At 65.0% G+C, this 12,782-nt stretch carries 17 protein-coding genes; 4 read left to right on the forward strand and 13 right to left on the reverse strand.

All coding sequences use genetic code 11. The annotated features are described in order from the left end of the window. Position 1: 1 nt before the first annotated feature. Positions 2-754, reverse strand: coding sequence for a Nif3-like dinuclear metal center hexameric protein (locus GGD90_RS06195; protein ID WP_153115463.1), 753 nt, complete (start codon positions 752-754; stop codon positions 2-4). 55 nt (positions 755-809) lie between these two features. On the opposite strand from GGD90_RS06195, the gene GGD90_RS06200 reads away from it, so the two are divergent. Beyond that, positions 810-1,982, forward strand: a complete 1,173-nt coding sequence (locus GGD90_RS06200; protein ID WP_153115383.1) for a trypsin-like peptidase domain-containing protein — start codon at positions 810-812, stop codon at positions 1,980-1,982. Between the two features lie 195 nt (positions 1,983-2,177). Then, entirely contained in the window at positions 2,178-3,026 is an 849-nt protein-coding gene (locus GGD90_RS06205; protein ID WP_153115384.1) for a class II glutamine amidotransferase, read from the forward strand. Here the strand turns inward: GGD90_RS06205 and tatC are convergent. The 10 genes from tatC to hisB all read right to left on the reverse strand — a co-directional run bounded on the left by tatC (position 3,023) and on the right by hisB (position 8,673). Next, positions 3,023-3,856: a twin-arginine translocase subunit TatC gene (tatC, locus tag GGD90_RS06210; protein WP_153115385.1), complete on the reverse strand. Its 834-nt coding sequence runs from the start codon at positions 3,854-3,856 to the stop codon at positions 3,023-3,025. The two genes, GGD90_RS06205 and tatC, sit on opposite strands and share 4 nt — an antisense overlap. Before the next feature lie 7 nt (positions 3,857-3,863). Then, the gene (gene tatB, locus GGD90_RS06215) at positions 3,864-4,391 is read right to left on the reverse strand and encodes a Sec-independent protein translocase protein TatB (RefSeq protein WP_153115386.1); all 528 of its coding nucleotides are present in this window, start codon (positions 4,389-4,391) and stop codon (positions 3,864-3,866) included. Between the two features lie 83 nt (positions 4,392-4,474). Continuing rightward, positions 4,475-4,717, reverse strand: coding sequence for a Sec-independent protein translocase subunit TatA (gene tatA / locus GGD90_RS06220; protein WP_153115387.1), 243 nt, complete (start codon positions 4,715-4,717; stop codon positions 4,475-4,477). A gap of 12 nt (positions 4,718-4,729) precedes the next feature. Further along, positions 4,730-5,080, reverse strand: coding sequence for a histidine triad nucleotide-binding protein (locus GGD90_RS06225; RefSeq protein WP_153115388.1), 351 nt, complete (start codon positions 5,078-5,080; stop codon positions 4,730-4,732). 3 nt (positions 5,081-5,083) lie between these two features. After that, entirely contained in the window at positions 5,084-5,404 is a 321-nt protein-coding gene (locus tag GGD90_RS06230) for a phosphoribosyl-ATP diphosphatase (protein WP_153115389.1), read from the reverse strand. Next, entirely contained in the window at positions 5,401-5,808 is a 408-nt protein-coding gene (gene hisI, locus GGD90_RS06235) for a phosphoribosyl-AMP cyclohydrolase (protein WP_153115390.1), read from the reverse strand. Before hisI ends, GGD90_RS06230 begins: the two co-directional genes overlap by 4 nt. Further along, positions 5,805-6,566, reverse strand: coding sequence for an imidazole glycerol phosphate synthase subunit HisF (gene hisF / locus GGD90_RS06240; RefSeq protein ID WP_153115391.1), 762 nt, complete (start codon positions 6,564-6,566; stop codon positions 5,805-5,807). Before hisF ends, hisI begins: the two co-directional genes overlap by 4 nt. Positions 6,567-6,592: 26 nt before the next feature. Next, positions 6,593-7,336, reverse strand: a complete 744-nt coding sequence (gene hisA / locus GGD90_RS06245) for a 1-(5-phosphoribosyl)-5-[(5-phosphoribosylamino)methylideneamino]imidazole-4-carboxamide isomerase (protein ID WP_153115392.1) — start codon at positions 7,334-7,336, stop codon at positions 6,593-6,595. A gap of 87 nt (positions 7,337-7,423) precedes the next feature. Next, positions 7,424-8,086 (reverse strand): imidazole glycerol phosphate synthase subunit HisH, encoded by a 663-nt coding sequence (gene hisH, locus GGD90_RS06250; RefSeq protein ID WP_228273640.1) that lies wholly within the window; start codon positions 8,084-8,086, stop codon positions 7,424-7,426. Then, complete coding sequence (hisB, locus tag GGD90_RS06255) at positions 8,086-8,673, reverse strand: imidazoleglycerol-phosphate dehydratase HisB (protein WP_153115393.1); 588 nt, start codon at positions 8,671-8,673, stop codon at positions 8,086-8,088. Before hisB ends, hisH begins: the two co-directional genes overlap by 1 nt. 243 nt (positions 8,674-8,916) lie before the next feature. Between hisB and hisC the strand changes: the two genes are divergently transcribed. Both hisC and GGD90_RS06265 read left to right on the forward strand, forming a co-directional pair. After that, on the forward strand, positions 8,917-9,999 hold the full coding sequence (gene hisC, locus GGD90_RS06260; RefSeq protein WP_153115394.1) for a histidinol-phosphate transaminase: 1,083 nt from the start codon (positions 8,917-8,919) through the stop codon (positions 9,997-9,999). Between the two features lie 2 nt (positions 10,000-10,001). Further along, positions 10,002-10,697, forward strand: a complete 696-nt coding sequence (locus tag GGD90_RS06265) for a nitroreductase (protein ID WP_153115395.1) — start codon at positions 10,002-10,004, stop codon at positions 10,695-10,697. Between the two features lie 119 nt (positions 10,698-10,816). On the opposite strand, the gene hisD is transcribed toward GGD90_RS06265, so the two are convergent. Together hisD and hisG are read right to left on the reverse strand one after the other, a co-directional pair. Beyond that, positions 10,817-12,115, reverse strand: coding sequence for a histidinol dehydrogenase (gene hisD, locus GGD90_RS06270; protein WP_184414981.1), 1,299 nt, complete (start codon positions 12,113-12,115; stop codon positions 10,817-10,819). After that, positions 12,112-12,756, reverse strand: coding sequence for an ATP phosphoribosyltransferase (hisG, locus tag GGD90_RS06275; RefSeq protein WP_153115396.1), 645 nt, complete (start codon positions 12,754-12,756; stop codon positions 12,112-12,114). The genes hisD and hisG overlap by 4 nt, the downstream gene beginning before the upstream one ends. Positions 12,757-12,782 lie beyond the last annotated feature (26 nt).

Genomic DNA, 12,782 nt, shown 5'->3' on the forward strand with positions numbered 1-12,782 from the left:
TTCACACGGGGTTGTCGATATCGACGAACTCGAAGGCGCAATCGCCGCCGAAACGGCCGGCGAGATGCGCGGTCAGCGCCGCAATGCCGCCGCGCTCGGTGGCGTGATGGCCGGCAGCCAGGTAGGCGACACCCGATTCGCGCGCCAGATGCACGGTCTGCTCGGAAATCTCGCCCGACAGGAAAGCGTCGACGCCGAGCGCAATCGCCTGTTCGAAATAGCCCTGCGCGCCACCCGAGCACCAGCCGATGCGCGCCACCCGCCGCTCGCCGTTGCCGATGACCAGCGGCGCCCGGCCAAGACCGGCGGCCACGCTAGCGCTCAGTTCAGCGAGCGTCGTCGGCTGCGCCGTATGGCCGATCCAGGCGATGTCCTGCTCGCCGAAACGGCCGTCCGCGATCCAGCCGAAGCTTTGCGCCAGCTGCGCGTTGTTGCCGAACTCGGCATGGGCGTCGAGCGGCAGGTGATAGCCGAGCAGGTTGATGTCGTGCGCAAGCAGCGTCGCCAGTCGCGATCGCCGCAGGCCGGTAACGCGGCCATCCTCGCCGCGCCAGAACCAGCCGTGATGGACGAGTACCGCATCGGCGCCCCGTGCGACGGCAACATCGAGCAAGGCCTGGCAGGCGGTGACGCCGGTGACGACACGGCGCAAGCGGACGCGTCCTTCCACTTGCAGACCGTTTGGGCAATAATCGCGAAACTTCGAGCTTTCAAGCAGTTGATCCAGATAACGCGTCAGCTCTTCGCGCAGCATTCCCGCGGAGTTTTCCTCTGGCATATCCCTTTCCCTTTTCTTCCGGTCCTACGCGATGCGCAGCTTGTGGCTGATTTTTGCACAAACCACCACCGTCGGGCTGGCGCTGTATTTCCTCGTCAGCGTCGTGCAACCGGACTGGATCGGACAGCGCAGGCAGATCGTCGAAGTTCCGGCCAGCGCACCCGCCAGCAGCGAACCGGTCAGCGCCGCAGCATCCTACCGCGAAGCGGCACGCACGGCACTGCCCTCGGTGGTGCACGTATTCACTTCGCAGAAGGTCAAGCTGCCGAAGAATCCGCTGTTCGACGACCCGATTTTCCGCCACTTCTTTGGCGAACGGCAGGAAGGCGAAACGCGTAGCGCCGGTCTCGGCTCGGGTGTCATCGTCAGCAGCGACGGCTACATCCTGACCAATTACCACGTCGTCGAAGCCGCCGACCAGATCGAGGTCGCACTCAACGACGGCAGCACCTTCCGCGCGCGCGTTGTCGGCAGCGACCCGGAAACCGACCTCGCCGTACTGCGCGTCAGCCCGGTCAAGGGGCAGACCACGGAACTCAGGCTGCCGGCGATCACCTTCGGCCGCGCCGAGGACGTGCGCGTCGGCGACGTCGTGCTCGCCATCGGCAATCCTTTCGGCGTCGGGCAGACGATGACCATGGGCATCGTCTCGGCACTCGGCCGCTCGCATCTCGGCATCAACACCTTCGAGAACTTCATCCAGACCGACGCGGCGATCAATCCCGGCAATTCCGGCGGCGCGCTGGTCGACACGCAGGGCGCGCTGATCGGCATCAACACCGCGATCTACTCGCGTTCCGGCGGTTCGCTCGGCATCGGTTTCGCCATTCCGGCGTCGACCGCCAAGAACGTGATGGAGCAGATCATCCAGAACGGCGCAGTGACGCGCGGCTGGGTCGGCGTCGAGGCGCAGGAGATCACCGCCGAGCTGGCCGAGTCCTTCGGCCTGCCCGACGCCGACGGCGCACTGATCGCCGGCGTGCAGCGCGGCAGTCCGGCCGACGCCGCCGGCATCCGCCCCGGCGACATCCTGCTCGCCATCGCCGGACAGGCAGTGAAAGACCCGCAGGCCATGCTCGACCTGATCGCCGGCCAGCAGCCGGGCAGCAGCATCGCTTTCAAGCTGCGCCGCGACAAGAATCTGGTCGACGTGAAGATCAAGGTCGGCAAGCGACCGGTCGCTTCGCGCCGCGGCGGCGACTGACAAGGCAGCCGACGCTTCGTTGGGCTCGCGTTTGCGGACTGCAGCGCCTGTGACGCACGGAAATGAGCTTATATCGAGCTCGCACTGGCAGCTGCGCGGCCTTACGTTAAACTCCTTGCACTGGCGAAGCACGCCGCCATCGTTCGCCACGCCCTCGGCGCCCGGCGAGTTCCACACCCAGCGGAGACCGGCAAAATCTGCGAACTTCTTGGCATGAACTGCAATACGCCGACGGACATCTGCTTCTCGTTCGCCGGCTTCCAGAAGCGCGGCGGCGCCACCTCGGTCCATGCCGACGGCTGGGGAATCGCCTTCTTCGAAGGCGTCGGCACGCGCGTCTTTCTCGACCCGCAGCCCTCGTGCCGCTCGCCGATTGCCGAACTGGTCCGCCAGTATCCGATCCATTCGAAGAACGTCATTGCGCACATCCGCAAGGCGACGCATGGCCGGGTCGCGCTGGAAAATACACACCCGTTCATGCGCGAACTGTGGGGGCGTTACTGGATCTTCGCGCACAACGGCGCGCTGCCCGGATTCGGCCGTCTGGCAGCCGACGCAGCCAAGGCCGAAACGGAGACCGCCAGCGGCTTCCAAGCGGTGGGCGACACCGACAGCGAAGACGCCTTCTGCTGGCTGCTGCGCCAACTGCGGCAACGCTTCGGTGCGCAGCCGCCGGCGCGTGACGACCTGTTCGCGGCACTGCGCGAACTGAGCATCGAAATCGGCAGCCGCGGCGAATTCAACTACCTGCTGTCCAACGGCGACTGGCTGTTCGCGCACTGCTCGCGGCAACTCGCCTACGTCGTGCGCAAAGCGCCATTTGCCGTCGCGCACCTGGCCGACGAGGACGTCAGCGTCGACTTTGCCGAGTTGACCACACCGGCGGACCGCGTCGCGGTGATCGCAACGACGCCACTCACCGACAACGAGTGCTGGACGACGATGCCACCCGGCAGTCTGTGGCTGTTCGTGGAAGGAGAAGTCCTCATGCAGGCGCCGACTGTCGCCGCGCCGCCCAGGACAAATAGCGCCGACTGCTGCTAGCGGGCCACAGTATCGTCGGCGCCGCCAGCCGGTGGCAAGGCCTTGTCGGTCACGGCAGGAGTGGCCGACGCGACGGCGACAGCCGGCTGATCCGCCGCCTCGGCGTCGTCCTGTGGTGAACGCCCGGTAAAGCGGGCGAGGATCAGACCGAGTTCGAACAGCAGGCACAGCGGCACCGCCAGCATCAGCTGCGAAATGATGTCGGGCGGCGTGAAGATCGCGCCGACGATGAAAGCGCCGACGATGACGTAAGGCCGCCACGACTTCAGCTTCTCGATGCTGACGATCCCGCTGCGCACCAGAACGATCACCACCACCGGCACTTCAAAAGCGCAGCCGAAGGCGACGAAGGTCGTCAGCACGAAGGACAGGTACTTGTCGATATCGGTCATCCAGGCAACGCCTTCCGGCGCAACCTTGGCCATGAAACCGAAAACCGCTGGAAACACCAGGAAGTAGGCGAAAGCCATGCCGGTGAAGAAGAGCAGGACGCTGGCAAAGACCAGCGGCAGCGCCAGCTTCTTCTCGTGCTTGTAGAGACCCGGCGCAACGAAGGCCCAGACCTGGTAGAGCACGTAGGGCAGCGCGATGACCAGCGCGGTCATCAGCGTCACCTTCATCGGCACGAGGAAGACGCCGATGACGTCGGTGGCGATCATCTGCCCGCCCGTGGGCAACGAATCGAGCAGCGGCTGCGCGAACAGCGTGTACAGCTCTTTCGACCAGGGGAACAGGCAGCCGAAAACGATGGCGAGGGCGAGCAGCGCACGCACCAGGCGAGTGCGCAGTTCGACCAGGTGGCTGAGGAAAGACTCTTCGTTGTCGCTCATGCGAGCATCAGACCTTCGACTCGTTGGCGACCTGCGCGGCAGGAACAGGGGGTGCGAGTGGAGCTTTCGCCGGATCGGTTTCGGCGCCGCCGAACGCCGCAGCAAAGGACTCGGCGGTCCATGACGCAGCCGGAATGTCGCTTGCACTGGCGGCGCTGGCGGCAGCCGCCGGCGTTGCCGACACCGCTTCAGCGGCCGGTGCGGACACCGCTGCCGTGACGCCACTGCTGAGCGACGCGGCCGTAGCATTCAGCGACTGCGCGGTGTCGTCAAGCGAACGCTGCACGCCGGAGACGCCGGCGCCGACCTGGCTTTCGAGCTTGCGCGCCGACTCGGCGAGTTCGGCCTGCAGTTTGCGCAACTCGTCGAGTTGGATCTCGCGGTTGATATCGGCCTTGACGCTGGTGACGTAGCGCTGCAGACGGCCGAGTAGTACCCCGGCCGTACGCGCCACCTTGGGCAGGCGTTGCGGGCCAATGACGATCAAGGCCACCACGGCGATGATCAGCAGTTCGGAAAAGGCGACGTCGAACATGGCGACAGACCTGGACGGAGCGGCCGCGTCACAGCGCCGCGCGGCGCCGGGCGCCGCGTGCGCTGCTCGTCAGCCGGCGACGCTCAGGACTTCGTTTTTTCCCGGATTTCGCCTTCGATGGTCTGACCGCCCGCCACTTGCGGCGGCGCGGCCGTCGGCGCGGCCGCTTCGGCAGGCTTGTCTTCGCTGGCGTCCTTCATGCCTTCCTTGAAACCCTTCACCGCGCCACCCAGATCCTGGCCGACGTTGCGCAGCTTCTTGGTACCGAACACAAGCATGATGATGACGAGAACGATCAACCAGTGCCAGATGCTGAATGAACCCATGAGCTGTCTCCTTTATAAGTGTTTGACCATCGGTCCGAGCGGCTCCGGCCCGCCGAGGATATGCGCGTGCAGGTGCTGCACGTCCTGCTGCCCGATACGGCCGGTATTGATGATGAAGCGAAAACCATCGGGGCTGCCATTATCGGCAGCAATCTGTTGCGCCACCGCCATCACTCGGCCGAGTACCGGCACGTCGGCCGCGCTGACCGTCGCCAGCGAAGTAATGTGACGCTTCGGGATGACAAGAATGTGTACCGGACGCAAGGGATTGATGTCGTGGAAAGCGAGAACCTCGTCGTCCTCATAGACCTTGCGCGAGGGAATCTCGCCCCGGACGATGCGGCAGAAAAGGCAGTCATCCATCGCTTATGCGCTCCGTGCTTTCTTTTCGTCGATACCGGAAATGCCTTCACGCCGCCGCATTTCCTGCAACACATCCTCGATCGACAGACCGTAGTACGCCAGCAGGACCATCGTGTGGAAGAGTACGTCGGTCGATTCCCAGACCACGTGCAGGCGGTTGCCTTCCTTGCCGGCCATGATCAACTCGGCACATTCCTCACCGATCTTCTTGAGGATGGCGTCCGGCCCCTTGGCCATCAGTTGCGCCGTGTAGGAGCTTTCCGGGTCGGCATTGCGCCGGGAGCTCAGTGTCTCCGACAGGCGGTGCAGCAAATCGATGTTCATTTTACGTAAATGTCCTTCGGATCCTTCAGAACCGGATCGGCGGCAGCCCATTGCTCGCCCTCGACCCGGAAGAAAAAACAGCTTTCGCGGCCGGTATGGCAAGCAATGCCGCCCTCCTGCTCGACGCTGAGCAGCAGCGCATCGCCGTCGCAATCGGTGCGGATATCGCGCACATGCTGCACATGGCCGGATTCCTCGCCCTTGCGCCAGAGACGCTGGCGCGAACGCGACCAGTATACCGCGCGCCGGCAACGCACCGTCTCGGCCAGTGACTCACGGTTCATCCAGGCCAGAGTCAGGACGCGGCCGCTGCCGGCTTCCTGCGTGATCACCGGAATCAGACCATCGGCATCCCAGTGCAGCGCGTCAAGCCAGGGCAGGCTCGGATCGAGATCGTGGCTCACAGACGGACCTCGATGCCGCGCTCGCGCATGTATTCCTTGGCCTGACGCACGGTGAACTCGCCGAAGTGGAAAATCGAGGCGGCGAGAACGGCATCGGCACGACCTTCTGTTACGCCGTCGGCCAGATGCTGCAAGTTGCCGACGCCGCCGCTGGCGATCACCGGAATATCGACCGCATCGGACACGGCACGCGTCAGCGCCAGATCGAAACCGCTGCGTGCGCCGTCGCGATCCATGCTGGTCAGCAGGATTTCGCCGGCGCCCAGCTCTTGCACGCGGCGCGCCCAGGCCACCGCGTCAAGTTCGGTGCGGTTGCGACCACCATGCGTAAACACCGCCCACTCACCGGGCGCGACCTGCTTGGCGTCGATGGCGACAACGATGCACTGCGAGCCGACCTTGGCCGACGCTTCGGCGACGAGATCGGGATTCTGCACGGCCGTCGTGTTGATGCTCACCTTGTCGGCGCCAGCATTGAGCAGGCGGCGCACATCGCCGATGACGCGCACGCCACCGCCCACAGTCAAGGGGATGAATACCTGCGAGGCGCACGCCTCGATGATCGACAGGATGATGTCGCGCTGATCGGACGAAGCGGTGATGTCGAGGAACGTAACTTCGTCAGCGCCCTGCTCGTCGTAGCGGCGAGCGATCTCGACCGGATCGCCGGCGTCGCGCAGATTGACGAAGTTGGTGCCCTTGACGACGCGACCGGCGGTGACGTCGAGGCAGGGAATGATGCGTTTGGCGAGCGCCAAGGCGAAGACCCGGAACCTTTCCCGACTCAGCTTGCGCCGAGACGATCGGCTTCGGCCTGCGCCGCCGCAAAATCGATTGAACCGTCGTAAATGGCGCGACCGGCAATGGCGCCGACGATGCCTTCTGATTCAACCGCGCACAGCGCGCCGATGTCGGCGATCGACGACAGGCCGCCACTGGCGTACACAGGAATGCGCAGGGACTGCGCCAGCTTGACCGTAGCCTCGATATTGAAGCCGGAAAGCATGCCGTCGCGGCCGATATCGGTATAGATGATGCCCTCGACGCCGTAATCCTCGAACTTCTTGGCGAGATCGATGACGTCGTGACGCGTCAGCTTGGACCAGCCGTCGACGGCGACCTTGCCGTCGCGCGCGTCGAGACCGACGATGATGTGCCCGGGAAAAGCGCCGCAGGCATCGTGCAGGAAACCGGGGTTCTTCACCGCGGCGGTGCCGATGATGACGTAGCTGATGCCGGCATCGAGTGCGCGCTCGATGGTGTCGAGATCGCGGATGCCACCACCGAGCTGCACCGGAATCTCCTCGCCAACGGCGGCAAGGATTTCGCGGATGGCAGCCTTGTTCTTCGGCTGTCCGGCAAAGGCGCCATCAAGGTCGACCACGTGCAGGCGACGCGCGCCCTGATCGAGCCAGTGCTGCGCCTGCGCACCGGGAGTGGTGGAAAAAACGGTAGCGTCGTCCATCAAGCCCTGCTTGAGACGGACGCACTGGCCGCCTTTCAGGTCAATCGCGGGAATGATCAGCATATTGGCGGAGCAAGGGAGTGAAGAAGGGGGACGTAAAAGAATCCGGGAGAGAGCGAGCTTGCCGACGAAAACAGGGGTTTCGCGACATCAGGGCGACCAGTGGATGAAATTGGCCAGCAGGGCAAGGCCTGCCTGTGCGCTTTTCTCCGGATGGCATTGAACTGCGAAGATATTATCCCGCGCCACTGCACTGGTAAAGGGGATGCCGTAGTCGGTCGTGCCGGCAACGATGCCGCGATCGGCCGGATCGACGAAGTAGCTGTGCACGAAGTAGAAACGCTCGCCGTCGGGAATACCCTGCCACAGCGGATGCGCCACGCCAGCGCCGTCAACAGTCTGACCTACCTCGTTCCAGCCCATGTGCGGCACCTTCAGGCGAACGCCGGCGGCATCGACCATTTGCGCGGCAGGAAAGCGGCGAACGCTGCCAGCAAAGAGGCCGAGTCCGGCGACATCACCTTCCTCGCTGTGCTGGAAGAGCATCTGCAGACCGATGCAGATGCCGAGGAAAGGTTTGTCATGCGCGGCATCGAGCAGCGCCGGACGCAACCCGCGCGCATCAAGTTCGCGCATGCAGTCGGGCATGGCGCCCTGCCCGGGGAATACGACACGCTCGGCGGCAGCGACGACGGCTGGATCGGCGGTGACGCACACTTCGCGGCCCTCGGCGACATGCACCACCGCCTGCCAAACCGAGCGCAGATTGCCCATGCCATAGTCGATGACGGCAATCATTCCCTCAGCCGCCATCAGAGCGCTCCCTTGGTCGAGGGAATGCTGCCGGCAGCGCGCGGATCGGCCTCGCTGGCCATGCGCAGCGCGCGACCGAAGGCCTTGAATATCGTCTCCGCCTGATGGTGCGCGTTGTCGCCGCGAATATTGTCGATGTGCAGCGTGATCAACGCATGATTGACCAGGCCCTGGAAAAACTCGCGGACCAGATCGACATCGAAGGCGCCAACTTGGGCACGCGTGAAATCGACGTCAAAAACCAGACCTGGCCGGCCCGAGAGGTCGACGACGACGCGCGACAGCGCTTCGTCGAGCGGCACATAGGCGTGGCCGTAACGACGCAGCCCCTTCTTGTCAGCGAGCGCACGCGCCAGCGCCTGACCGACGCTGATGCCGATATCCTCGACGGTGTGATGCGCGTCAATGTGCAGATCGCCGACCGCCTCGACCGCAAGGTCGATCAAGCCGTGCCGCGCGATCTGGTCGAGCATGTGATCGAGAAAGGGAACGCCGGTCGCAAAGCGGCCGATGCCGCTGCCATCGAGGTCGAGCTTGACGCTGACCTGCGTCTCGAGCGTGTTGCGTGTGATTTCAGCCTGCCGCATCGTAAGCGCCACAAGGGATTGGAACAGAGGGGCATGATACCATTCCGACCTGAGATCGATTCCGAATTAACCATCGATTTAGTGTCCGCAAGAGGCTGGATAACGAGCTTCGGCATGGCGGCAGCCGGCCTCGCCGGATCGCCGGACGCATACGCCGGCAGCCGGGTCACCATCGCGCAGCAAATCCGGCGCCGATCGCCGCGCCAGTGCCTGCGCTCACTTTTTCGAGTCGCCGAGAAGCGCATGAGCAAATACTGGAGTGCCGTCGCCCGCAAGCTGATCCCCTACGTCCCGGGTGAACAACCGAAGCTGAGCCAGCTGGTCAAGCTCAATACCAACGAGAACCCCTACCCGCCGAGCGAGCGCGCCGTCGCCGCGATTGCCGGTGAGCTGGGCGAAGACGGCGGCAAGCTGCGGCTCTATCCCGATCCGAACGGCGATCGCCTGAAGGCCGCCATCGCCAGCTTCTACGCTGCCGACGGCGTCTCGGCAGCAAACGTTTTCGTCGGCAACGGTTCCGACGAGGTGCTGGCACACGTATTCCAGGCGCTGCTCAAGCACGAGCGGCCGATTCTCTTCCCCGACATCACCTACAGCTTCTATCCGGTCTATTGCGGGTTGTACGAGATCGAGCATGTCGCCGTGCCGCTCGCCGACGACTTTTCGATCGTCGCCGACGATTACCTGCGGCCCAACGGCGGCATCATCTTCCCCAACCCGAACGCGCCGACCGGACGCCTGCTGCCACTCGCCGAAATCGAGCGCATCGTCGCCAGCAACCCGGATTCGGTCGTCGTCATCGACGAGGCCTACATCGACTTCGCCGCCGAGGCCGTGCCGACGGCCATCCCGCTGGTCGCGCGCTACCCGAACCTGCTGGTGGTGCATACGCTGTCGAAGTCGCGTTCGCTGGCCGGACTGCGTGTCGGTTTCGCCATCGGCGACGCGCAACTGATCGAGGCGCTCGAACGCGTCAAGAACAGCTTCAACTCCTACCCGCTCGACCGTCTGGCGATCGCCGGCGGCGTCGCGGCGATGAACGACCGCGTGCACTACGACACGACGCGCCGCGCGGTGATGAACAGCCGTGAACAGCTGACGCGCGACCTGCACTCGCTCGGCTTCGACATCGTTCCCTCGGCCGCCAACTTCATCTTCGTCCGCCACCCGCAACTCGACGCGGCGACACTGGCGTCCGCCTTGCGCGAGCGTGCGATCATCGTCCGCCACTTCCGCCTGCCGCGCATCGACCAGTATCTGCGCATCACCATCGGCACTGACGACCAGTGCACTGCCCTGCTTTCCGCCCTGAGGGAAATTCTCTGACCATGAACGAAGCCCAACGCGAAATCGTCGCCCAGGTCGACAACGCCATCCGCTCGCGCCACTCGATCCGCCGCTTCCTGGCGAAACCGGTGGCGCGCAAGACGCTTGAGGAACTGCTCGCCCTCGCCGCCTGCGCCCCCTCGGGAACCAATGTACAACCATGGAAAGTGTACGCGCTGGTCGGCGAGGAAAAGGCCAGACTGTCGGCGGCGATCATCGACAAGTTCAACGCCGGCCCGATCGAAACGCGCGAGTTCGACTACTACCCGAAGGAGTGGGTCGAGCCGTGGATCGGCCGGCGGCGCAAGGTCGGCCTCGGCCTCTACAGCCTGCTCGGCATCGGCAAGGAAGACAAGGCGGCGATGAAGCAGCAGACGGCGCGTAACTACCTCTTTTTCGACGCGCCGGTCGGCCTGATCTTCACCATGGACCGCAAGCTCGGCCAGGGGATGTTCATCGACTACGGCATGTTCATCGGCAACCTGATGACCGCGGCGCGCGCGCGCGGGCTCGATACCTGTCCGCAGGCGGCCTTTGCCGACTACCACCAGACGATCCGCGAAGTGCTCGGCATCGGCGACAACGAACTCGTCGTCTGCGGTCTGGCGCTCGGCTACGCCGACCCGGATGCGCCGGAAAACCATCTGGTCACCGAGCGCGAGCCCGTTTCGGCCTTCACCAGCTTCCGCGGTTTCTAGCGCGCGACTGGCCGCCCCCGGAAACGAAAACGCCGCAGGCAGACGCTTGCGGCGTTTTCGTTCTGGCAGGGCGGCGCCCACTGCGAGCGGAGCGCCGGCGGACTCAGTCGCTTAGTCGATCAGTCGAGCCGGTACTCGGCCGAGCGCGCGTGCGCGGTCAGCCCCTCGCCTTCGGCCAGCGTCGCGGCGATGCGACCGAGCGTCTGCGCGCCAGCGTGGGAGACGCGGATCAGGCTGCTGCGCTTCTGGAAGTCATAGACGCCGAGCGGTGACGAGAAGCGCGCGCTGCCCGAAGTCGGCAGCACGTGGTTCGGGCCGGCGCAGTAGTCGCCGAGCGATTCCGAGGTGTAGCGGCCGATGAAGATGGCGCCGGCGTGGCGGATCTTCGGCAGCCAGTTTTCGGCGTCGGCGATCGACAGTTCAAGGTGCTCGGGCGCGATGCGGTTGGCCAGCGCACAGGCTTCGTCGAGATCGCGCACCGCGATCAGCGCGCCACGATTCTCCAGCGCAGCGCGGATCACTGCCTGCCGCGGCATGGTCGGCAACAGGCGCTCGATAGCCTCGGCGACGCGATCGAGGAAGGCCGCATCGGGGCTGACCAGGATCGACTGCGCCAGTTCGTCGTGCTCGGCCTGCGAGAACAGATCCATCGCCACCCAGTCCGGGTTGGTCTGGCCGTCGCAGACGACGAGGATTTCGGAAGGTCCGGCAACCATGTCGATACCGACGACGCCGAAGACGCGGCGTTTGGCGGCAGCCACGTAGGCGTTGCCGGGGCCGACGATCTTGTCCACCTGCGGCACTGTCTGCGTGCCGTAGGCCAGTGCGCCGACCGCCTGCGCACCGCCGATGGTGAACACACGATCCACCCCGGCGAGCGCCGCGGCGGCGAGCACCAGCGCATTCTTCTCGCCGCCCGGCGTCGGCACGACCATGATCAGTTCGCCGACACCGGCGACGTGCGCCGGAATCGCGTTCATCAGCACCGACGACGGATACGCGGCCTTGCCACCGGGAACGTAGAGACCGACGCGGTCGAGCGGCGTCACTTTTTGGCCGAGCAGCGTGCCATCGGCTTCTTCGTACTGCCAGCCCTGCAGCGGCTGCCGCTGGTGGTAGCTGCGCACGCGCGCGGCAGCGGCTTCCAGCGCCGCGCGCTGCGCAGTAGGCAGACCGTCCAGCGCTGCCTGCAGCGCGCTCGCCGGCAGCTCGAGTTCGCCCATGCTGCTCACCGACAGGCGGTCGAAGCGGTTGGTGTAGTCGATCACCGCCGCGTCGCCGCGCGTCTTCACGTCGGCGAGGATGCCGGCGACGGTACGATCGACCGTGTCGTCCTGTGCGCCTTCGAAGGCCAGCAGCGCATCGAGACGCGCCTTGAAATCGGCGTCGGCGGATGAAAAGCGTTTGATGGCGATCATGCGGCGACGGCCCCGGTGAAGGCGTCGAGGATCGGTGACAGCTGCGCGTGCTTGAGCTTGAGCGCGGCCTGATTGACGATCAGACGCGAGGAAATGTCGAGGATGTGTTCGACGGCAACCAGCCGGTTGGCCTTCAGCGTACCGCCCGACGAAACCAGATCGACGATGGCGTCGGCGAGCCCGGCCAGCGGCGCCAGCTCCATTGAGCCGTAGAGCTTGATCAGATCGACGTGCACGCCCTTGGCGGCGAAGTGCTCACGCGCCGTGTTGATGTACTTGGTCGCCACTTTCAGGCGCGCGCCCTGGCGCACGGCATTCTCGTAGTCGAAGCCCTCGGGAACGGCAACCATCATGCGGCAGCGCGCGATATTCAGGTCGAGCGGCTGATAGAGTCCCTCGCCGCCGTGCTCGATCAGCACGTCGCGGCCGGCGACGCCGAGATCGGCCGCGCCATACTGGACGTAGGTCGGCACGTCGGAAGCGCGCACGACGACGACACGCACGTCGGGGCGGTTGGTGGCGATGATCAGCTTGCGCGAGGTTTCCGGGTTCTCCTGCGGAACGATCCCGGCCGCCGCCAGCAGCGGCAGCGTTTCCTCGAAGATGCGGCCCTTGGAGAGGGCGATGGTGATGCCGTTCACGGCGTCTTCCTGCTTGATAAAGAGGC

Source organism: Rhodocyclus tenuis (genome assembly GCF_014197755.1).
GTDB classification, from domain to species: Bacteria; Pseudomonadota; Gammaproteobacteria; order Burkholderiales; family Rhodocyclaceae; genus Rhodocyclus; species Rhodocyclus tenuis.

Coding starts and splice junctions, on each gene's coding strand:
- GGD90_RS06195 (WP_153115463.1), bottom strand. CDS start 754: ATGCTGCGCGAAGAGCTGACGCGTTATCTGGATCAACTGCTTGAAAGC.
- GGD90_RS06200 (WP_153115383.1), top strand. CDS start 810: ATGCGCAGCTTGTGGCTGATTTTTGCACAAACCACCACCGTCGGGCTG.
- tatC (WP_153115385.1), bottom strand. CDS start 3,856: ATGAGCGACAACGAAGAGTCTTTCCTCAGCCACCTGGTCGAACTGCGC.
- tatB (WP_153115386.1), bottom strand. CDS start 4,391: ATGTTCGACGTCGCCTTTTCCGAACTGCTGATCATCGCCGTGGTGGCC.
- tatA (WP_153115387.1), bottom strand. CDS start 4,717: ATGGGTTCATTCAGCATCTGGCACTGGTTGATCGTTCTCGTCATCATC.
- GGD90_RS06225 (WP_153115388.1), bottom strand. CDS start 5,080: ATGGATGACTGCCTTTTCTGCCGCATCGTCCGGGGCGAGATTCCCTCG.
- GGD90_RS06230 (WP_153115389.1), bottom strand. CDS start 5,404: ATGAACATCGATTTGCTGCACCGCCTGTCGGAGACACTGAGCTCCCGG.
- hisA (WP_153115392.1), bottom strand. CDS start 7,336: ATGCTGATCATTCCCGCGATTGACCTGAAAGGCGGCCAGTGCGTCCGT.
- hisH (WP_228273640.1), bottom strand. CDS start 8,086: ATGGCGGCTGAGGGAATGATTGCCGTCATCGACTATGGCATGGGCAAT.
- hisB (WP_153115393.1), bottom strand. CDS start 8,673: ATGCGGCAGGCTGAAATCACACGCAACACGCTCGAGACGCAGGTCAGC.
- hisC (WP_153115394.1), top strand. CDS start 8,917: ATGAGCAAATACTGGAGTGCCGTCGCCCGCAAGCTGATCCCCTACGTC.
- GGD90_RS06265 (WP_153115395.1), top strand. CDS start 10,002: ATGAACGAAGCCCAACGCGAAATCGTCGCCCAGGTCGACAACGCCATC.
- hisD (WP_184414981.1), bottom strand. CDS start 12,115: ATGATCGCCATCAAACGCTTTTCATCCGCCGACGCCGATTTCAAGGCG.